General features: G+C 74.5%; 1 protein-coding gene. It reads right to left on the reverse strand.

Annotated elements, in window-relative coordinates; translation table 11 throughout:
- Positions 1-22 precede the first annotated feature (22 nt).
- Positions 23-23593, reverse strand: a complete 23571-nt coding sequence (locus AB0F58_RS00585; RefSeq protein ID WP_357135861.1) for a type I polyketide synthase — start codon at positions 23591-23593, stop codon at positions 23-25.
- Positions 23594-23642 lie beyond the last annotated feature (49 nt).

Consider the following 23642-nt stretch of genomic DNA (forward strand, 5'->3'; position numbering starts at 1 on the left):
TACTCCGTACGTGGGACAAGGGTCAGGACTCGGAGCCGTCGAGCGCCAGCCTGATGAGGGTGTCGGCGTCCATCTCGTCGATGTCGACGCCCTCGTCGGTGGAGGCGTGGTCGGTGTCGTCGCCGTCGGCGAGGGTGAGCAGCAGGTCCAGCAGTCCGGCCTCGCGGATGCGGGCCAGCGGGATGGTGGCGAGGGCCTGCCGCACCGCCGTCTCCGCCGGGTCGGCCGTCTCCTCCCGCTGCGTCTCGGGGACCAGCTCGGTGAGCAGGTGCCCGGCGACGGTGGCCGGGTCGGGGTAGTCGAAGACCAGCGTGGTGGGCAGGGACAGGCCGGTGACCCGGGTCAGCCGGTTGCGCAGCTCCACGGCGGTCAGCGAGTCGAAGCCGAGTTCCTTGAACGCCCGCCTCGGCTTGACCAGCTCGGAACCGGTGTGACCGAGCACGGCCGCCGCCTCGGCGCGGACCAGGTCGGTCAGGTGCCGGTCCCGCTCGTCGCCGGGCAGGGCGAGCAGCCGCTCGCGCAGCGACCGCCCGCCGTCGGCCGGCGCGGTGTCCTCGGCCGGAGTGACCTGCCGGGCCTCCGGCAGGTCGGCCAGGAGCGGACGCGGACCGGCCGACTCGTACGCCGGGGCGAAGGTCGCCCAGTCCACGTCGACCACGGTCAGGCAGGTGCGGCCACGGCCGACCGCCACCCGCAGGGCGTGCACCGCGTCCTGCGGTGGCATGGCCCGCAGCCCGCGCCGGGCCAGTTCCCGCTGGGCGTCGTCGGTGGCCATGCCGCCGTCGGCCCACGGCCCCCACGCCACCGAGGTGGCGGCGAGGCCCCGGGCGCGTCGCCGCTCGGCCAGCGCGTCGAGGTACGCGTTGCCGGCGGCGTAGCCGGCCTGCCCGCCGCTGCCCCACACGCCGGCGATCGAGGCGAAGAGGACGAACGCGTCGAGCGGCCGGTCACCGAGCAGCTCGTCGAGGTGCACCGCCCCGGCGATCTTGCCGGCCAGCACACCGGCGAGCCGGTCCAGGTCGGTGTCGACCAGCGGGACCACGTCGTTGAGCCCGGCCGCGTGCACCACCGCGGTCAGCGGTTCCGGGTCGTCATCGATCCGGGCGAGCAGCGCGGCGACCGCGTCCCGGTCGGCCACGTCGCAGGCGGCCACGGTGACCCGGGCCCCGAGGGCGGTCAGCTCGTCGCGCAGGTCGGCGACGCCGGGGGCGGCGTCGCCGCGCCGGCTGGTCAGCACCAGGTGTGCCGCGCCGTTACCGGCCGCCCAGCGGGCCACGTGTGCGCCGAGCGCGCCGGTGCCGCCGGTGACCAGCACGGTGCCGGACGGCCGCCAGCGCTCGGCCGCCGCCGGGTCGGCGGGGGTGGCCCGGGTGAGCCGGCGCGCGTACACGCCGGCCGGGCGGACCGCGAGCTGGTCCTCGTCCCCGGCGGCGGTGAGCGCCGCCGCCAGCCGGACCGGGTCGGCGTCCTGCTCGGGCAGGTCCAGCAGGCCCACCCGTAGCTGCGGCAGTTCGAGGCCGGCGACCCGGCCCAGGCCCCACAGGGCACCCTGGTCGGCGTCGCGCGCCGGGTCGTCGTCGCCGGTGCCGACCGCGCCCCGGGTGACGCACCACAGCGGAACCGCCGCTCCGGCGTCGTGCAGGGCCTGCACGAGCAGCAGGGTGGCGGCGACACCGGCCGGCACGGCCGGCTGCTTCGGGTGGGTGCCGCCGGCCAGGCCGAGCAGGGAGACCACGCCGGTGACCGGTCCGTCGGCCAGGGCGGTGGTCAGCCGGCGGGTCAGGCCGCCCCGGGTGGCGGTGGCCGGGTCGACGACCAGCCGCCGGACGTCCCCACCGGCGGCGGTCAACGCGGCGGTGACCTGTTCGCCCGCCGGGTCGCCGTCGGGGCCGACGAGCAGCCATCCGCCGGTCGCCGTCGCCCGGTCGGCCAGGTCGATCCGCCGCCATCCGACCTGGTACGACCAGCCGTTGACGGCCGCGTCACGGGTCCGGGCCCGGCGCCAGGAGGTGAGGGCGGGCAGGGCCGGGGCGAGGGCGTCCGCCGCGTCCGCGCCGAGCTGGTCGGCGAGGACGGTCAGGTCACCACCCTCCACGGCGGCCCAGAACTCGGCGTCCCCCGCGTCCGCGACCGGGCTCTGCGGCCGGCTCGCCGGCTCGGGCCAGAAGCGCTGGTGCTGGAACGCGTACGTCGGCAGGTCCACCCGACGCGCACCGACGAACCACGGCTCCCACCGGACCGGCAGCCCGTGGACGTGCAGTTCACCCAGTGCGGCCACCAGCCCGGCCACCTCGGTCCGGTCCCGCCGCTGGACGGCCACGGCGAGCACGTCCTGGTCGCCGGGGAGCACGTCGGCGGCCATCGCGGTCAGCACACTCTGCGGGCCGATCTCCAGGAAGGTGTCGACGCCCGCCTTGCGCAGCACGGTGACCCCGTCGGCGAAGCGCACGGTCTCCCGCACGTGCCGGACCCAGTAGTCCGGGTCGCGGAACTCCTCGGCGTCGGCGAGCGCACCGGTCAGGTTCGACACCACCGGCAGCAGCGGCGCGGCGAAGGTGAGCTTCTCCACCACGGCCCGGAACTCGGCGAGCATCGGCTCCATCAGCGGGCTGTGGAACGCGTGACTCACCGTCAACCGGCGCGTGCGGGCACCCCGCTCCCGCCAGATCCGGTCCACCTCGTCCAGGGCGTCGGCCGCACCGGAGACGACCACGGCGTTCGGGCCGTTCACGGCGGCGACGCCGACCCGGTCGGTCAGGCCGGTGAGCGTCTCGGCGACCGCCTCCTCCGACGCGGCCACCGCCAGCATGCCGCCGCCGGCCGGCAGCGCCTGCATCAGCCGGCCCCGCGCCGCCACCAACGCACAGGCGTCGGCGAGGGAGAGCACCCCGGCCACGTGCGCGGCGGTGATCTCGCCGACCGAATGCCCACCCACGAAGTCGGGGACCACACCGAGCGACTCGACCAGCCGGAACAGCGCCACCTCGACCGCGAACAGGCCAGCCTGCGTAAAGACGGTCTGGTCCAACAGTTCGGCTTCCGCCGTGCCCGCCCCGGCGAAGAGCACACCCTTCAACGGCTGCGGCACCAACCCGTCGAGCTGGGCACACACCTCGTCCAGCGCCCCGGCGAACACCGGGAACGCGGCGTACAGGTCCCGGCCCATGCCGGCGCGTTGCGCGCCCTGACCGGAGAAGAGCAACGCCACCTGGCCCCGCTGGCCCTGGCTGCCGGTCACCACCGTGCCCGACGACGTACCGGTGGCGAGAGCGCGCAGCCCGGCGACCAGCTCGTCGAGGTCGGCCGCCGCGACCACCGCGCGGTGCTCCAGGGCCGGCCGGGTGGTCACCGACGACCAGCCCACGTCCAGCGGACGCACCGACTCGTCACCCGCCAACCACCGGGCCCACCGGTCCGCCTGCCCGGCGAGCGCCAGCTCCGAACGGGCCGAGAGCAGCACCGGCGTCACCGTCGGCAGCACCGGCTCCACGGTTCCGCCCGCGTCCGGCAGCGGTGGCTGCTCGATGATCACGTGGGCGTTGGTGCCGGAGATGCCGAACGAGGAGACGGCGGCCCGGCGGGGCCGGTCCACCGCCGGCCACGGCGTCGCCTCGGTGGCCAGCGCGACGGCCCCGGTGGTCCAGTCCACGTGCGGAGACGGCTCGTCCACGTGCAATGTCGGCGGCACCAGACCGTGCCGCATCGCCAACACCATCTTGATGATGCCGGCCACCCCAGCAGCGGCCTGCGTGTGACCGATGTTCGACTTGATCGACCCGAGCAGCAACGGCCGGTCCCCCGGCCGATCCTGCCCGTACGTGGCCAGCAGCGCCTGCGCCTCGATCGGGTCACCCAGGGTGGTGCCGGTGCCGTGCGCCTCGACCGCGTCCACGTCGGCGGCGGTCAACCGGGCGTTCGCCAGGGCCTGCCGGATCACCCGCTGCTGGGCCGGGCCGTTCGGGGCGGTCAGCCCGTTCGACGCGCCGTCCTGGTTGACGGCGCTGCCCCGCAGCACGGCCAGGACGCGGTGTCCCCGCCGTTGGGCGTCGGAGAGCCGCTCGACGAGGAGCATGCCGACGCCCTCGCCCCAGCCGGTGCCGTCGGCGCAGCCGGCGAACGCCTTGCACCGGCCGTCCGCAGCCAGGCCCCGCTGCCGGGAGAAGCCGACGAAGGCGCTGGGGGTGGCCATCACGGTCACGCCACCGGCCAGGGCGAGATCACACTCCCCCGCCCGGATGGCCTGCGCGGCCAGGTGCAGGGCGACCAGCGACGACGAACACGCCGTGTCGACGGTGACCGCCGGCCCCTCCAGGCCGAACACGTAGGCGACCCGGCCGGAGGCGACGCTGCCGGCGGTGCCGTTGACGAGGTAGCCCTCCAGTTCCTCCGAGGCCTCCAGTCGGCCCGCGTAGTCGTGGTGGATGAGCCCGGCGAACACGCCGGTGGTGACCCTGGTGTCGCGGGGGTCGAGGCCGGCGGACTCGAACGCCTCCCACGAGGTCTCCAGCAGCAGGCGCTGCTGCGGGTCCATCGCCAGGGCCTCACGCGGCGAGATGCCGAAGAACTCGGGGTCGAACTCGGCCGCGTCGTACAGGAAACCGCCCTGCCGGGTGGTGGAGGTGCCCGCCCGGTCGGCGTCCGGGTCGTAGAGGGCGTCGAGGTCCCAGCCACGGTCGGTGGGGAAGCCGTCGATGGCGTCCCGGCCGGAGGCGACCAGGTTCCAGAGCTGCTCCGGGCTCGCGACGCCGCCCGGGAAGCGGCAGGCCATACCGACGATGGCGATCGGGTCGTCGTCCCCGGCCGTGGTGTGGGTCCGGGTGGCGGCGGGGGCCGCTGCCACGGAGTGACCCAGCTGCTCGTGCAGGTGCTCGGCGAGCCGCTCGGGGGTCGGGTAGTCGAAGACGAGGGTCGCGGTCAGCCGCAGCCCGGTCGCCGACGCCAACCGGTTACGCAACTCCACCGACGTCAACGAGTCGAACCCGAGCTCCTTGAACGCCCGGGAACCCGGCACCGCCTGCGCCGACGCGTGCCCCAGCACCGCCGCCGCCTGCGCACACACCAGCTCCACCAACGACCGACGCGCCTCGTCCTGCGACAACCCGACCAGCCGCTCCGACCAGGTGCCCGTGCCGGCCTCGACGGAGCGGGCCTGCCGACGTGCCCCGCTGCGGGCGAGTTGGCGCACGATCGGCGGAACCTGCGCCGGTTCCCCGGTGATCCGCAGCCGCGCGGCCACCACCGTCGGCCGCGTGCCGGCCATCGCGGTGTCGAGCAGGCTGGTCCCCTCGGCGGCGGTGAGGGCGCTCATACCGAGACGGCCCAGCCGCTGCCGGTCGTCGGCGGTGAGGCTCGCGGTCATGCCGCCCGTGGCCCACATGCCCCAGCCGATGCTGGTCGCCGGCAGGCCCTGTGCCCGGCGCTGCGCGGCGAGGGCGTCGAGGAACGCGTTCGCCGCCGCGTAGTTGCCCTGACCGGGCGAACCGAGCGTCGCCGCGATCGACGAGAACACCACGAACGCCGACAGATCCAGACCAACCGTCGCCTCGTGCAACGCCCACGCCGCGTCCACCTTCGGCCGCATGACGGTGGCCAGGGCATCCGCATCGAGCGAGGTGATCGTCGCGTCGGCGATGACCCCGGCACAGTGCACCACGGCGGTCAACGGATGCGCGGACTCCACCCCCGCGACCAGGGCCGCGACCTGCTCCGCATCGGCCACGTCCACCGACACCGGCGTCACGACCGCTCCCGACCCGGTCAGCTCGGCGACCAGGGCCGCGTAGTCGCTGCCCTCGACGGGCAGGCTCCGCGAGGCCATCAGCAGCCGACGGGACTGTCCGGTGGCGACCAGGTGACGCGCCACCACAGCGGCGAGAGCACCCGAGGCGCCTGTGACCAGCGTCGTGCCCTCCGGGTCGACCGGAGCCGGGACGGTGAGGACGACCTTGCCGACGTGCCGGGCCTGACTGATGTGCCGCAACGCCTGCCGCGCCTGCCGCACATCCCACACCCGCGTCGGCAACGGCCGCAACACACCCTGCTCGAAGAGCGCCAACAGCTCGGACAACATCTGCCCGATCCGCGCCCCACCCGCCTCGTTCAGGTCGAACGCCCGGTAGGTCACGCCCGGATGCTGCTCGGCGACCACCTCCGGATCACGGACGTCGGTCTTGCCCATCTCCACGAACCGGCCACCACGCGGCAACAACCGCAGCGACGCGTCCACGAACTCACCCGCGAGCGCATCGAGCACCACGTCCACACCCGCGCCACCCGACGCGGCCAGGAACGCACCCTCGAACTCCGTCGTCCGCGACGACGCGATCCGCTCCTCAGCCACCCCCAAGCCACGCAGCGTGTCCCACTTACCCGGGCTCGCCGTGGCGTAGACCGTCGCACCGAAATGCTGGGCGAGCTGGATCGCCGCCATACCCACCCCACCGGCACCCGAGTGGACCAGCACCGACTCACCCGCCCGCAGCTCGGCGAGCGCGTGCAACCCGTAGTAGGCGGTCAGGAAGACCACCGGAACCGACGCGGCCTCCACGAACGACCAACCGGCCGGGATCCGGGCGATCCGCTCCCGCTGCGCGACGACCTGCGGCCCGAAACCGGGCTCGAACAACCCGAACACCCGGTCACCCGGAACCAGACCATCGACCCCCGGGCCGACCTCCACCACCACACCCGCACCCTCGCTGCCCATCACCGCAGCCGGGTCCGGGTACATGCCGAGCGCCATGAGGACGTCGCGGAAGTTCACGCCGGTGGCCCGCACCGCGACGCGGACCTCGCCGGGAGCGAGGTCGACCGGTGCGGTCGGGACGATCTCGACGCCGTCCAGGGTGCCGGGGCGTACCGCGGCCACGTGCCACGGGCCGTCGGCCGGCGGGGCCAGCTCCGCGCCGGCCTGCCGGACGAGCCGGGGCACGAACACCCGGTCCCCCCGGATCGCGAGCTGCCCACCGATGGTGGACTGGTCCCCCGCGACGGCCGCCAGCACATCGAGCGCCCGCGCGTCGACGGTCTCGTCGAGATCGGCGAGCACGATGCGATCCGGGTGCTCCGACTGTGCCGAGCGCAGCAGACCCCACACCGCGGCACCCGCCAGGTCGACCACCCGCTCGTCGTCCTGCGCGGTCACCGCGCCCCGGGTCGCCACCACCAGTCGGGTGTCGGCCAGGACGTCGGCCGCCAGCCACGCCTGCACGGTCGCCAGGACCCGGTCGGTCAGGGCCCGCACCGCCTGCGGCACCGGGGCGTCGACGACGCCCCGCACCGGCAGCAGCACCGCCTCGGGTGCGGTGTCACCCGCTGCCACGGCGGACGCCAGCTCCGCCACGTCGGCGAAGACCGGAGCGGTGGGCAGGGCGGCGGTGAGGCCCGCCGCGACGTCCGGGGCACCGAGCAGGGCCCAGGCCGTCGGGGCTCCCGCCGGGGTGACGTCCTCGGTCTGCCAGGTCACCTCGAACAGCGACCGGGAGGCGGCGGTCGGGGTGGCAGCCACCCCGGTCAGCTCCCGCAGGACGAGGGAGTCCACCGACACCACCGGCGCACCCGACTCGTCCACCGCCACCAGACGCACACCCGAACCGGAACGCGTCAACCGCACCCGCAGCACCCGCGCACCCGACGCGTGCACCTGCACACCCTCGAACGCGAACGGCACCCGAGGACCCGAACCCGACCCCGCGTCCAACAACCCGATCGGATGCAACGCCGCATCCAACAACGCCGGATGCACCCCGAACCCCGACACCTCCCCCACCACGTCAGGCAGGGCGACCTCGGCGAACACCTCGCCGTCGCCGGCCCAGACCCGACGCAGGCCCCGGAACACCGGCCCGTACGACAGGCCGTGTCCCACCAGCGCGTCGTACCAGCCGGTCAGGTCCGTCTCCGGGGCGGACGGGGGCCACGCGTCGATCGCCGGCTCGTCCTCCGTGGCGGGCTCCAGCACACCCTCGGCGTGCCGGACCCACTCGGCGTCGACGTCGTCGTCGGGCTGCGAGTACACGGCGACGTCCCGTCCACCGGCCTCGGACGGGCCGACGCGCACCTGCACCCGGACCCCACCGGAGGCCGGCAGGGACAGCGGCGCGGCGACCGTGAGTTCCCGTACCCGGGAGGCGCCGATCTCGTCTCCGGCCCGCACCACCAGTTCCACCAGCGCGGTCCCCGGCACCAGCACCGATCCCGACACCACGTGGTCGGCCAGCCAGGGATGAGTGGAGATCGACAGGCGGCCGGTCAGCACCGCCCCGTCGTCACCGGCGAGCCGGACGGCGGCGCCCAGCAGCGGGTGCTCCGCCGCCGCCAGCCCGGCCCCCGACACGTCGCCCGTACGCCAGGCCGGCGTCTCCGGCCAGAACCGCTCCCGCTGGAACGCGTACGTCGGCAGGTCCACCCGGTTGCTGCCGGAGCCGCCGGTCAGCGGGCTCCAGTCGACGGCGACGCCACCGACGTACACCTCTGCGAGGGCGGCGAGCAGCGCGGACGCCTCGGTACGGCCCTTGCGCAGGGTCGGTACGACCACCGGGTCGCTGCCCTCGGTCACGCCCTCGGCGAGGCAGTCCCGGGTCATGCCGGCGAGGACCCCGTCCGGCCCGACCTCCAGGTAGGTGCCGACGGCGCGCTGCCGCAGGTAGGCGATGCCGTCGGCGAAGCGGACCGCCTCCCGGACGTGCCGCACCCAGTAGTCGGCGGTACGGATCTCGTCGGCGTCGGCGAGCACACCGGTCAGGTTCGACACCACCGGCAGCAGCGGCGCGGCGAAGGTGAGCTTCTCCACCACGGCCCGGAACTCGGCGAGCATCGGCTCCATCAGCGGGCTGTGGAAGGCGTGACTCACCCGCAGTCGCCGGGTCCGCGCACCCCGCTCCCGCCAGATCCGCTCCACCTCGTCGAGCGCCTCGACCGCACCGGAGACGACCACCGCCTGCGGGCCGTTCACCGCCGCGACCCCGACCCGGTCGGACAGGCCGACGAGGGTGTCCGTGACCTCCGCCTCGGTCGCGGCCACCGCCAGCATGCCGCCACCGGCCGGCAGCGCCTGCATCAACCGCCCCCGGGCGGCGACCAGCGCACACGCGTCCGCCAGGGAGAGCACCCCGGCCACGTGCGCGGCGGTGATCTCGCCGACCGAGTGGCCGCCCACGAAGTCCGGCGCGACGCCGAACGACTCGACGAGCCGGAACAACGCCACCTCGACCGCGAACAACCCGGCCTGGGTGAACACGGTCTGGTCCAGCAGCTCCGCCTCCGGCGCACCCTCGGTGGCGAAGAGCACCTCGCGCAGCGGCTGCGGCAGCGACGCGTCCAGGTGGCCGCAGACCTCGTCCAGCGCGGCGGCGAACACCGGGAACATCCCGTACAGTTCCCGGCCCATGCCGGCGCGCTGCGCGCCCTGCCCGGAGAAGAGGACGGCGAGTCGACCGGTACGGGCCGTGCCGCGCACGACGACGGAGGACGGCTGGTCGTCCACGAGTGTGTCCAGGCCGGCCAGGAGACTCTGCCGGTCCCGGGGCAACAGCACCGCCCGGTGCTCGAACGCGGCACGTGCGGTGGCCAGCGCGTGACCGAGGTCGGCCAGTCCGGTGTCCGGGTTCTCGGTCAGCCAGGTCCGGAGTCGTCGCGCCTGCCCGCGCAGGGCCGCACCGGTGCGGGCGGAGAGCACGCACGGGGTGGTCAGGTCACCGGAGACGGCCGGGGTCGACGCGACCGGCACGGGGGTCGCCTCGGGGGCCTGCTCGAGGATGGTGTGGACGTTGGTGCCGGAGATGCCGAACGACGAGACGGCGGCCCGACGGGGCCGGTCGACCTGCGGCCAGGGGCGGGGTTCGGCGAGCAGTTCGACCGCGCCGGCCGTCCAGTCGACGTGCGGGGACGGCTCGGCCACGTGCAGGGTCGCCGGGAGCAGGCCGTGCCGCATCGCCATGACCATCTTGATCACACCCGCGACACCGGCCGCCGCCTGGGCGTGCCCGATGTTCGACTTGATCGAGCCGAGCAGCAACGGTCGGTCGTCCGGGCGGTCCTGCCCGTACGTGGCCAGCAGCGCCTGCGCCTCGATCGGGTCGCCGAGGGCGGTGCCGGTGCCGTGCGCCTCGACCGCGTCCACGTCGGCGGTGGTCAGGCGGGCGTTGGCGAGGGCCTGCCGGATCACCCGCTGCTGCGACGGGCCGTTCGGGGCGGTGAGCCCGCTGCTGGCCCCGTCCTGGTTGACGGCGCTGCCCCGGACGACGGCGAGGATCCGCCGCCCGTTGCGCTGGGCGTCGGAGAGGCGTTCCAGTAGCAGCATGCCGACGCCCTCGGCGAAACCGGTGCCGTCGGCGCCGGCGCCGAACGCCTTGCACCGCCCGTCGGGCGACAGGCCGCGCTGGCGGGAGAACTCGGCGAGCATGCCGGGGGTGGACATGACGCTGACACCACCGGCGAGGGCGAGCCCGCACTCGTTCTGCCGCAGTGCCTGCGCGGCCAGGTGCAGGGCGACCAGCGACGACGAGCAGGCGGTGTCGACGGTGACCGCCGGTCCCTCCAGCCCGAACAGGTACGAGATCCGACCGGAGGCGACGCTGCCGGCGCTGCCGTTGCCGACGTACCCGTCGAGTTCGTCGGAGGTGCCGAGCGCCTTGCCGGCGTAGTCGTGGTAGATCAGGCCGACGTAGACACCGGTGCTGCTGCCCCGGGCGGTGTGCGGGTCGACACCGGCCCGCTCGAACGCCTCCCAGGAGGTTTCCAGCAGCAGCCGCTGCTGCGGGTCCATGGCCAGGGCCTCACGGGGGCTGATGCCGAAGAAGCCCGCGTCGAAGTCGGCGGCGTCGTAGAGGAACCCGCCGGTGCGGGGCACGGCGGTGTCGTCGCCGGTGTCGGACCGCAGGGCGGCGACGTCCCAGCCACGGTCGGTGGGGAACGGCGCGATGACGTCGGCGCCCGCCGTGACCAGCTCCCAGAGCTGCTCGGGGGTCTGCACGGCACCGGGGAAGCGGCAGGCCATACCGACGATGGCGATCGGCTCGTCGACGTCGGTCGTCGAGACGGTGGCCGGGCTCACTGCCGGGGCGACCCGACCGCCGATCTCCCGGTCGAGGAAGTCGGCGAGCACGACCGGGGTCGGGTAGTCGAAGGCGACGGTCGCGGGCAGTCGCAGCCCGGTGGTGGAGGCCAACCGGTTGCGCAACTCGACGGAGGTCAGCGAGTCGAAGCCGATCTCCTTGAACGGCCGCAGCGGGTCGACGCGCTCCGCCGACCGGTGGCCGAGCACCGCCGCGACGCTGCCGGCGACCAGGTCCAGGAGCTGACCGCGCCGCTCGACCGGGCTGAGCGCGGCGAGCCGCTCGGCCGCCGACAGCTCGCCGGCACTCCGGGCGGCGGAACGCCGGCGGGTACGGGGCTGGCGGACGAGGTCCCGCAGCAGCGCGGGCACCCGGTCCGCGTCCGGCCCGTCCGCGACCGCCGGCACCTTCATGAGGACGACGTGCGCGCCACCGTGCCGCTGCGCGGCGTCGAAGAGGGCGAGCCCTTCGGCGTCGGTGAGCGGGGCACTGCCGGTACGGATGGCGCGCCGGTGCTCGCTGGCGTCGAGGTGCGCGGTCATGCTGCTGGTGGTGGCCCAGAGCCCCCACGCGAGGCTGGTGGCCGGCAGGCCCTGTGCCCGGCGCTGCGCGGCGAGGGCGTCGAGGAACGCGTTCGCCGCCGCGTAGTTGCCCTGACCGGGCGAACCGAGCGTCGCCGCGATCGACGAGAACACCACGAACGCCGACAGGTCCAGACCAGCCGTCGCCTCGTGCAACGCCCACGCCGCGTCCACCTTCGGCCGCATGACGGTGGCCACGGCGTCCGCGTCGAGGGAGGTGATGGTCGCGTCGGCGATGACCCCGGCGCAGTGCACCACGGCGGTCAGCGGGTGCGCGGAGTCCACGCCCGCGACCAGGGCCGCGACCTGCTCCGCATCGGCCACGTCCGCCGCGACGGTGGTGACGGACGCGCCCGCACCGGTCAGCTCCGCGACCAGCGTCGCGTAGTCACTGCCCTCGACCGGCAGGCTCCGCGAGGCCAGCAGCAGCCGACGGGACTGCCCGGTGGTAACCAGGTGACGCGCCACCACACCGGCCAGAGCACCCGAGGCACCCGTGACCAGCGTCGTGCCGTCCGGGTCGACCAGAGCCGGGACGGTGAGGACGACCTTGCCGACGTGTCGGGCCTGACTGATGTGCCGCAACGCCTGCCGCGCCTGCCGCACATCCCACACCCGCGTCGGCAACGGCCGCAACACACCCTGCTCGAAGAGGGCGAGCAGCTCGGACAGCATCTGCCCGATGCGCTCTCCGCCGGCCTGGTTGAGTTCGAACGCCCGGTACGTCACGCCCGGGTGCTGCTCGGCGACGAGCTGCGGGTCCCGGACGTCGGTCTTGCCCATCTCCATAAACCGGCCGCCACGCGGCAGCAACCGCAGCGACGCGTCCACGAACTCACCCGCGAGCGCGTCGAGCACCACGTCCACACCCGCGCCACCCGACGCGGCCAGGAACGCACCCTCGAACTCCGTCGTCCGCGACGACGCGATCCGCTCCGGCGCGACACCCAGGCCACGCAGCGTGTCCCACTTGCCGGGGCTGGCGGTGGCAAAGACCGTCGCACCGAAATGGTGCGCGAGCTGGATGGCCGCCATGCCGACGCCACCGGCGCCCGAGTGGACCAGCACCGACTCTCCGGCGCGCAGGCCCGCCAGGACGCGCAAGCCGTAGTAGGCGGTCAGGAACACCACCGGAACCGACGCCGCCTCCACGAACGACCAACCGGCCGGGATCCGCGCGATCCGCTCCCGCTGCGCCACCACCCGCGGCCCGAAACCGGGCTCGAACAACCCGAACACCCGGTCACCCGGAACCAGACCATCGACCCCCGGGCCGACCTCCACCACCACACCCGCACCCTCGCTGCCCATCACCGCAGTCGAGTCCGGGTACATGCCGAGGGCGATCAGCACGTCACGGAAGTTCACGCCGGTGGCCCGCACCGCGACGCGTACCTGGCCGGCGGCCAGGGGCAGGTCGGCGCCGGGCACCAGGTCGACGCCGTCGATCGTGCCCGGCTCCACCGGGGCGAGGTGCCACCGGTCGGTCGACGGGACGAGACGGTCGGTGCCGGGTCGGGTGACCCGGGGTACGAGCACGGTGCCGCCCCGGATCGCGAGCTGCCCACCGGTCGCGGCCGGGTCGCCGGCCACCGCCACTAGCACCGCCACCGTGTCGGCGTCGACGCCACGGTCGAGGTCGGCCAGGACGATCCGGCCCGGGTGCTCCGACTGCGCCGAGCGCAGCAGACCCCACACGGCGGCCCCCGCCAGGTCACCCGCCCGGTCGCCCGGCTGCGCCGCCACCGCGTCGCGGGTGAGCACCACCAGCCGGGAGTCGGCGAACGCGTCGGCCGCCAGCCACGCCTGGACGGTCGCCAGGACGTCCGCCGTCAGGGTCCGTACCGCCGCCGGCACGGCGATCCCGGAATCCGCTGCCGGCACCGGCAACACCAGCACCTCCGGCGGGGTTCCGCCCGCCTCGACGGCGGCGCGCAGCGCCGCCACGTCCCGGTACACCGGCGTACCGGGCAGGTCGACGGGGAGCGGGGCGGCGTCGGTCGCCAGGACCGCGCAGCCGGGCACCTCCCCGGCCGGCGTGATCTCCGCCGCCTGCCAGGACACCTCGAACAGGGAACGGTCGACGGCCGCCGGAGTGGAGACGGCGCCCATCTCCCGCAGGACGAGGGAGTCCACCGACACGACCGGCGCACCCGACTCGTCCACCGCCACCAGACGCACACCCGAACCGGAACGGCTCAGCCCTACCCGCAGCACCCGCGCACCCGACGCGTGCACCTGCACACCCTCGAACGCGAACGGCACGCGCGGGCCGGCGGTGCCGTCGTCGGAGAGCAGCAGACCGATCGGGTGCAACGCCGCGTCGAGCAGCGCCGGGTGCACCCCGAAGCCGGAGACGTCCGCACCCTGGTCGGGAAGGACGACCTCGGCGTGCACCTCGCCGTCACCGGACCACACCCGACGCAGGCCCTGGAAGACCGGCCCGTAGGAGAGGCCGTGCCCGGCGAGCGCGTCGTACCAGCCGGTCAGGTCGGTCTCGGGGGCCGACGGGGGCCAGGCGTCGATCGCCGGCTCCTCGGCGGCGGACGATTCCAGCACCCCCTCGGCGTGCCGGACCCACTCGGCGTCGCCGTCCTCGTCGCGCTGCGCGTAGACGGCGACGTCCCGGCCCCCGGTGTCGTCGGCCTCGCCGACGCGCACCTGGATCCGGACCCCACCGGACGCGGGCAGCGACAGCGGAGCAGCGACCGTCAGCTCGCGTACCCGCGACGCCCCGACCTCGTCGCCGGCCCGTACGACCAGTTCCACCAGCGCGGTCCCCGGCACCAGCACCGACCCCGACACCACGTGGTCGGCCAGCCAGGGATGGGTGGAGATCGACAACCGGCCGGTCAGCACCACCCCGTCGTCACCGGCGAGCCGGACCGCCGCACCGAGCAGCGGATGGCCGGGGGCGGCAAGACCGGCTCCCGACACGTCACCGACCCGCCAGGACGCCACCTCGGGCCAGAACCGCTCCCGCTGGAACGCGTACGTCGGCAGATCCACCCGCGTCGCACCGGAGCCGGCGAAGACGGTGGCCCAGTCGACCGGTACCCCGGCGGCGTACAGGCCGCCGAGCGCGGCGAGGAGCTGACGGGGGCCGTTCTCGTCGCGACGCAGCGAGCCGACCACGACCCCGGACTGCCCGGCGACGGCGGGACGCTGGCCCGCCGGCTCGGCGGCCGCCCGGTCGAGCGCGTCCTGCACCACCACCTTGAGCACGGGATGCGGGCTGACCTCGACGAATGTCCGGTAGCCAGCGGCGATCAGCGCGTCGACGACGGGAGCGAGACGGACCGGCTCGCGCAGGTTCCGGTACCAGTAGTCGGCGTCCAGTTCCGTCGTGTCGATCAGTTCGCCGGTGACGGTGGAGTGGAACGCCACCTCGGTCGGGTGGGACACGACGGTGCCGAGGGCAGCGGCCAGGTCCTCGCGGACCGCCTCGACGTGACCGCAGTGGGAGGCGTAGTCGACGGCGATCCGCCGGGCCCGGATGCCGCGCTCCGCGCAGGTGACGAGCAGTTCGGCGACGGACGGGGCGTCGCCGGAGACGACGGTGACGCCGGCCCCGTTCAGGGCCGCGACGGAGAGGGTGTCCGCCCAGGGCGCGATGAGCTGCGCGGTGTCGGCGACGGAGAGCGGCACGGAGACCATGCCGCCGAGCCCGGAGATGGCGAGCAGGCCCCGACTCCGGGCCACGACCAGCCGCATCGCGTCGGAGAGGGTGAGCGCGCCGGCCACGCAGGCGGCGGCGATCTCGCCCTGGGAGTGGCCGATGACCGCGTCCGGCCGGACACCGCAGGCCTTCCACACCTCGGCGAGGGAGACCATGACGGAGAAGAGCAGCGGCTGGACGACGTCGACCCGGTCCATCGGCGGGGCATCCGGCGTGCCGCGCAGGACGTCCTCGACGGACCAGTCGACCAGGCGGGACAGCTCCGCCGCGCACTCCCCCATCCGGCTGCGGAAGACCGGCGAGGAGTCGAGGAGGTCGAGGGCCATGCCGGCCCACTGGGAACCCTGGCCGGGGAAGACGAAGACGACCTTGGTCGTGTCGTCGCCGACACTGACCGGCTGGTCGGACCCGGCCAGCGTGGTGAGCCCGGTCAGCGCGTCGTCGCGGTCGGCGGCGACCACGACCTGCCGGTACGGGTGGTGGGCGCGGCCGGTGGCGAGCGAGTATCCGAGGTCCACCAGGTCGAGATCCGGCCGCTCGGCGAGGTGGTCACGGATCCGCGCCGCCTGGTCGCGCAGCGCGCGGGCGCTGCGGGCCGACACGGGCAGCGGTACGGCGTCGGCGGCGACCAGCTCGGGCAGCACGGTGGAACGCGCGGAGCGCGGCTTCGGGATGTCGGTCGGGGCCTGCTCGATGATGGCGTGGGCGTTGGTGCCGGAGATGCCGAACGAGGACACCGCCGCCCGACGGGGCCGGTCCACCGCCGGCCACGGCGTCGCCGCAGTGGCCAGCGCCACCGCACCAGCCGACCAGTCCACGTGCGGAGACGGCTCGTCCACGTGCAACGTCGGCGGCACCAAGCCGTGCCGCATCGCCAACACCATCTTGATCACACCCGCCACCCCGGCGGCAGCCTGCGTGTGACCGATGTTCGACTTGATCGACCCGAGCAGCAACGGCCGGTCCCCGGGCCGGTCCTGCCCGTACGTGGCCAGCAACGCCTGCGCCTCGATCGGGTCACCCAGAGTGGTACCCGTACCGTGCGCCTCGACCGCGTCCACGTCGGCGGCGGTCAACCGGGCGTTGGCGAGAGCCTGCCGGATCACCCGCTGCTGCGACGGACCATTCGGCGCCGTCAGGCCGTTCGACGCACCGTCCTGGTTGACGGCGCTGCCCCGCAGCACGGCGAGGACGCGGTGTCCCCGCCGCTGGGCGTCGGAGAGCCGCTCGACGAGGAGCATGCCGACGCCCTCGCCCCAGCCGGTGCCGTCCGCGCCCCCGGCGAACGCCTTGCACCGACCGTCCGGGGCGAGGCCACCCTGCCGGGAGAACTCGGAGAACATGCCGGGGGCGGCCATCAGCGCCACACCACCGGCGAGGGCCATCTCGCACTCACCGGCGCGCAGCGCCTGGGCGGCCAGGTGCAGGGCGACCAGCGACGACGAACACGCCGTGTCCACCGTGACCGCCGGCCCCTCCAGGCCGAAGGTGTACGCGACCCGGCCGGAGGCGACGCTGCCGGCGGTGCCGGTGAGCAGGTGACCTTCGAGCCCGTCGAGACCCTCGCTGCCGCTGGCGGCGTAGCCGGAGGACGCGGCACCGATGAAGACGCCGGTGATGGTGCCGTGGCCGCTGGCGGGGTCGATTCCGGCGTGCTCGAACGCCTCCCACGAGGTCTCCAGCAGCAACCGCTGCTGCGGATCCATCGCCAGCGCCTCACGCGGCGAGATGCCGAAGAACTCGGGGTCGAACTCGGCCGCGTCGTACAGGAAACCGCCCTGCCGGGTCGTCGACGTCCCTGCCCGATCCGCGTCCGGGTCGTAGAGGGCGTCCAGATCCCAACCCCGGTCCGAGGGGAAACTGTCGATCGCGTCTCCACCGGAGGCGACCAGCGTCCACAGCTGCTCGGGAGTCGTCACCCCGCCGGGGTAGCGGCAGGCCATGCCGACGATGGCGATGGGCTCGTCGGGGGTCGCCGTACCGGCCGTCCGGACGGCGGCCCGGTCGCCGCTCGTGGTCTCGTCGAGCCGTTCGTGCAGGTGCTCGGCGAGGCGGGCCGGCGTCGGGTAGTCGAAGACGAGGGTCGCGGTCAGCCGCAGCCCGGTCGCCGACGCCAACCGGTTACGCAACTCCACCGACGTCAACGAGTCGAACCCGAGCTCCTTGAACGCCCGGGAACCCGGCACCGCCTGCGCCGACGCGTGCCCCAGCACCGCCGCCGCCTGCGCACACACCAGCTCCACCAACGACCGACGCGCCTCGTCCTGCGACAACCCGACCAACCGCTCCGACCAGGTGCCCGTGCCGGTCGCACCGCCCGCCTGGCGGCGTCCACCCGAGCGGGCGAGCAGCCGCAGGATCGGTGGAACCTGCCCGGCGTCCCCGGTGATCCGGAGGCGGGCCGCGGCGATCGCCGGCAGTGCCCGCGCCGTCGCGGCGTCGAAGAGGGCGGCTCCCTCGGCGGCGGTGAGGCCGCTCATGCCGAGACGGCTCAGCCGCTGCTCGTCGTCCCGGTCCAGGTGGGCGGTCATGCTGCTGGTGGTGGCCCACATGCCCCAGCCGATGCTGGTCGCCGGCAGGCCCTGCGCCCGGCGCTGCGCGGCGAGGGCGTCGAGGAACGCGTTCGCCGCCGCGTAGTTACCCTGACCGGGCGAACCGAGCGTCGCCGCGATCGACGAGAACACCACGAACGCCGACAGATCCAGACCAACCGTCGCCTCGTGCAACGCCCACGCCGCGTCCACCTTCGGCCGCATGACGGTGGCCACGGCCTCCGCGTCCAGCGAGGTGACCGTGGCGTCGGCGACCACCCCGGCACAGTGCACCACGGCGGTCAACGGATGCGCGGACTCCACCCCCGCGACCAGGGCCGCGACCTGCTCCGCATCGGCCACGTCCGCCGCGACGGTGGTGACGGACGCGCCCGCACCGGTCAGCTCCGCCACCAGGGCCGCGTAGTCACTGCCCTCGACCGGCAGCCGGCGGGACGCCAACAACAGCCGGTTCGACTGCCCCGACGCGACCAGATGCCGCGCCACCACACCGGCCAGGGTGCCGGAAGCACCCGTGACCAGCGTCGTGCCGTCCGGATCGACCGGAGCCGGCACGGTCAGGACGACCTTGCCGACGTGCCGGGCCTGACTGATGTGCCGCAACGCCTGCCGCGCCTGCCGCACATCCCACACCCGAACCGGCAACGGCCGCAACACACCCTGCTCGAAGAGCGCCAACAGCTCGGACAACATCTGCCCGATCCGGACGCTGCCCGCCTCGTTCAGGTCGAACGCCCGGTAAGTCACGCCCGGATGCTGCTCGGCGACCACCTCCGGATCACGGACGTCGGTCTTGCCCATCTCCACGAACCGGCCACCACGCGGCAACAACCGCAGCGACGCGTCCACGAACTCACCCGCGAGCGCATCGAGCACCACGTCCACACCCGCGCCACCCGACGCGGCCAGGAACGCACCCTCGAACTCCGTCGTCCGCGACGACGCGATCCGCTCCTCAGCCACCCCCAAGCCACGCAGCGTGTCCCACTTACCCGGGCTCGCCGTGGCGTAGACCGTCGCACCGAAATGCTGCGCGAGCTGGATCGCCGCCATACCCACGCCACCCGCACCCGAGTGGACCAGCACCGACTCACCCGCCCGCAGACCCGCCAGGTCGTGCAGCGCGTAGTAGGCGGTCAGGAAGACGAGCGGGACGGAGGCCGCCTGGGGGTACGACCAGCCGGTGGGAATCTTCGCCACCCGTTCCCGCTCCGCCACCACCTGCGGGCCGAAACCGGGCTCGAACATGCCCATGACGCGGTCGCCGGGCACCAGGTCGTCGACGTCGTCAGCGACCTCCAGCACGACGCCCGCACCCTCGCTGCCCATCCGGGCCGCCGGATCGGGATACATGCCGAGGGCGATCAACACGTCACGGAAGTTCACGCCGGTGGCCCGTACGGCGATCCGGACCTGCCCCGGCCCGAGGGCGGGGGCGGGGGCGGGCACCAGGCCGATGCCGTCCAGCGTGCCGGGCGTGACCGGGGCGAGGTGCCAGCGCTCCGACGCCGGGGGAACCAGGCTGTCACCGCTGAGCCGGGTCAACCGGGGTACGCGCACGGTGCCGCCCCGGACGGCGAGCTGCCCCCCGGTCGCGGCCGGCTCGCCGGCCACCGCCACCAGCACCGCCACCGTGTCGGCGTCGACGCCACGGTCGACGTCGGCCAGGACGATCCGGCCCGGGTGCTCCGACTGCGCCGAGCGCAGCAGACCCCACGCCGCCGTGCCGGCCGGATCGGTGACCCGTTCCTCGTCACCGACCGTCATCGCGCCCCGGGTGACCACCACCAGTCGGGAGTCGTCGAGCGCCTCGGCGGCGAGCCACGCCTGGAGGGTCGTCAGGACGTCCACGGTCAGCGCCCGGACCGCCTCCGGGACCGGGAGTCCGGCGGGGCCCCGCACCGGCAGCAGCACCACCTCCGGCGACGGCTCCCCCGCCTCGACCGCAGCGAGCAACGCGGCCACGTCCCGGTACACCGGAACGTCCGGCAGGTCGACGCCGGGCGCGGTGGCATCGGCCGTCAGCAGCGCGGTGCGGGCCGGCTCCCCGGCCGGTACGACGTCCTCGACAGGCCAGGAGATCTCGAACAGGGAACGGTCGGTGACGCTCGGCGCGGAGACGGCGCCCATCTCCCGCAGGACGAGGGAGTCCACCGACACCACCGGCGCACCCGACTCGTCCACCGCCACCAGACGCACACCCGAACCGGAACGCGTCAACCGCACCCGCAGCACCCGCGCACCCGACGCGTGCACCTGCACACCCTCGAACGCGAACGGCACCCGAGGACCCGAACCCGAACCCGCGTCCAACAACCCGATCGGATGCAACGCCGCATCCAACAACGCCGGATGCACCCCGAACCCGGCCACCTCCGCCGCCTCCTGCGGCAGCACCACCTCGGCGAACACCTCGCCGCCACCCGAGAACACCCGGCGCAGCCCCCGGAACACCGGCCCGTACGACAGGCCGTGCTCGGCGAACGTCGGGTACCAGCCGGCGAGGTCGACCTCGGACGCCCCGGCCGGCGGCCAGGTCGCCAGGACCGGCTCGTCGTCCGTGGCGGGCTCCAGCACACCCTCGGCGTGCCGGACCCACTCGGCGTCGACGTCCTCGTCGAGCTGCGAGTACACCGCCACGTCCCGACCACCCGTGCCGTCGGCGTCACCGACGCGCACCTGCACCCGGACCCCACCCGAAGCCGGCAGCACCAACGGCGCGGCGACCGTCAACTCCCGAACCCGCGACGCACCCACCTCGTCACCGGCCCGGACCACCAACTCCACCAGCGCCGTACCCGGCACCACCACCGACCCCGACACCACATGGTCGGCCAACCACGGGTGGGTCGAGGTCGACAGACGGCCGGTCAACACCACCCCACCGTCACCGGCCAGGCGTACCGCCGCACCCAACAACGGATGCCCGGCCACCCCCAGCCCCGCCCCCGACACGTCACCGACCCGCCAGGACGCCACCTCGGGCCAGAACCGCTCCCGCTGGAACGCGTACGTGGGCAGATCCACCCGCGTCGCACCGGAGCCGGCGAACCACGGCGTCCAGGTCAGCGGCACGCCGTGGACGTGCAGTTCGGCGAGGGCGGCCAGCAGGCCGGTGACCTCGGGCCGGTCCCGGCGCTGAACGGCGACGGCGAGGATGTCGTCGTCGGGCAGGGCGTCGGCGGTCATCGCGGTCAGGACGCTCTGCGGGCCGATCTCCAGGAAGGTGTCCACCCCGGCGTCCCGCAGGGCGGCCACCCCGTCGGCGTACCAGACCGTGTCGACCACGTGCCGTACCCAGTAGTCGGGGGTGCGGAGGTCGTCGCCGTCGGCGAGCGCACCGGTCAGGTTCGACACCACCGGCAGCGTCGGCGCGGCGAAGGTGAGCCGGGCCAGCAGGGCCCGGAACCTCTCCAGCATCGGCGCCATCAGCGGACTGTGGAACGCGTGACTGACCGTCAGCCGGCGGGTCCGTGCCCCCCGTTCCCGCCAGCCGCGTTCCACCTCGTCCAGCGCCTCGACCGCACCCGAGAGGACGACGGCGTTCGGGCCGTTCACGGCGGCGATCCCGAGCCGGTCGGTCAGTCCCTCGATCGAGGCCGCCACGTCGGCCTCCGACGCGGCGACCGCGAGCATGCCACCGCCGGCCGGCAGGGCCTGCATCAGCCGGCCCCGGGCGGCGACGAGGGCACACGCGTGCTCCAGGGAGAGCACCCCGGCCACGTGCGCCGCGACGATCTCACCGACGGAGTGCCCACCCACCAGATCTGGCGTGACGCCGAACGACTCGACCAGCCGGAACAGCGCCACCTCGACCGCGAACAACCCGGCCTGGGTGAACACCGTCTGGTCCAGCAGCTCCGCCTCGGCCGACCCCTCGGTGGCGAACAGCACCTCGCGCAGCGGCTGCGGCAGGGCCCGGTCCAGGTGACGGCACACCTCGTCCAGGGCGCTCGCGAACACCGGGAACGTCTCGTACAGCTCACGGCCCATGCCGGCCCGCTGCGCGCCCTGGCCGGAGAAGAGGACCGCGAGCGGACCCCGGTCGGCCGCGTGCCCGGTGACCACCGTGCCCGACGGCTCCCCCGCCGCGAGCGCACGCAGCCCCGCCAGCAGGTCGTCGCGGCCGGTGGCGGTGAGGACGGCCCGGCTGTCCAGGAGGGTCCGCGCGGAGACCGAGGTGAAGCCGACGTCCAGGGGGCGCAGCTGCCCGTCGGCGTCCAGCCGGGCCGCCCAGCGGCCGGCCTGCGCCGCGAGCGCGGTGGGGTTCGCGGCGGAGAGCAGCACCGGAAGCGCCGGCAGCGGCCGCGCGTCGGGCGCGTCGTCGGTCCCGGATTCGGGCGCGGGAGCCTGCTCCAGGACGAGGTGGGCGTTGGTGCCGCTCATGCCGAACGACGACACGGCGGCCCGCCGGGGCCGGTCCACCTCGGGCCAGGGACGGGCCTCGGCGAGCAGGGAGACCGCGCCGGTCGACCAGTCGACGTGCGGGGTGGGCTCGGCCACGTGCAGGGTCGCCGGGAGCGTCCCGTGTCGCAGCGCCTGCACCATCTTGATCACGCCGGCCACCCCGGCGGCGGCCTGGGTGTGCCCGAGGTTCGACTTGAGGGAGCCGAGCCAGAGCGGCCGGTCGGCGGGGCGCTCCCTGCCGTACGTGGCGAGCAGGGCCTGGGCCTCGATCGGGTCGCCCAGCCGGGTACCGGTGCCGTGCGCCTCCACGACGTCCACGTCGGCGGGGGTGAGCCGGGCGCTGTCGAGGGCCTGCCGGATGACGCGCTGCTGCGACGGGCCGTTCGGCGCGGTGAGGCCGCTGCTGGCCCCGTCCTGGTTGACGGCGCTGCCCCGGATGACGGCGAGGACGGGGTGGCCGTTGCGTCGGGCGTCGGAGAGCCGCTCGACGAGCACCATGCCGACGCCCTCGGCCCAGCCGGTGCCGTCCGCGTCGGCGGAGAACGCCTTGCAGCGGCCGTCGGAGGCGAGGCCACGCTGGCGGGAGAACTCGACGAAGCCGCCGGGGGTGGCCATCACGCTGACGCCACCGGCCACCGCGAGGGTGCACTCCCCGTCCCGCAGGGCCTGGCTGGCCAGGTGCAGGGCCACCAGGGAGGACGAGCAGGCGGTGTCGATGGTGACCGCCGGGCCCTCCAACCCGAACGTGTAGGCGAGCCGGCCGGAGATGACACTCGCGGCGGTGCCGGTCAGCACGTACCCCTCGACGCCCTCGGGGAGGCGGCGCAGGACGGACGCGTAGTCCTGCCCGGCGGTGCCGACGAACACCCCGGTACGGCTGCCGCGCAGCGTGGCCGCGTCGATGCCGGAGCGCTCGAAGACCTCCCAGGTGGTCTCCAGCAGCAGGCGCTGCTGGGGGTCCATGGCGAGGGCCTCGCGGGGCGAGATGCCGAACAGGGTGGGGTCGAAGTGGCCGGCGTCGCGCAGGAAGCCGCCCCGGTCGCTGTACGAGGTGCCGGGGTGGTCCGGGTCCGGGTGGTACAGCTCGGCCAGGTTCCAGCCGCGGTCGGTGGGGAACGTGCCGGTCGCGTCCGTGCCGGCGGCGACGAGGTCCCACAGTTCCTCGGGGGAGCTGACGCCGCCGGGGAACCGACACGCCATGCCGACGACGGCGATCGGCTCCGGTTCGGCGTCCTCCAGCTCCCGCAGGCGCCGGTGCGCCTGGCGGAGTTCGGTGGTGACCCACTTCAGGTGTTCGAGGAGCTTCTCTTCGTCCGCCATGACCCACCCGCCCGGAGCTTGCTACCGATCGATTTCCGCCGAACACTGA

This window comes from Micromonospora sp. NPDC023956, assembly GCF_040639195.1.
Classification (GTDB): domain Bacteria; phylum Actinomycetota; class Actinomycetes; order Mycobacteriales; family Micromonosporaceae; genus Micromonospora.

What these genes read in the sequence shown, in the direction of transcription:
- AB0F58_RS00585 (WP_357135861.1), bottom strand. Translation starts at nt 23,593, where the DNA reads ATGGCGGACGAAGAGAAGCTCCTCGAACACCTGAAGTGGGTCACCACC.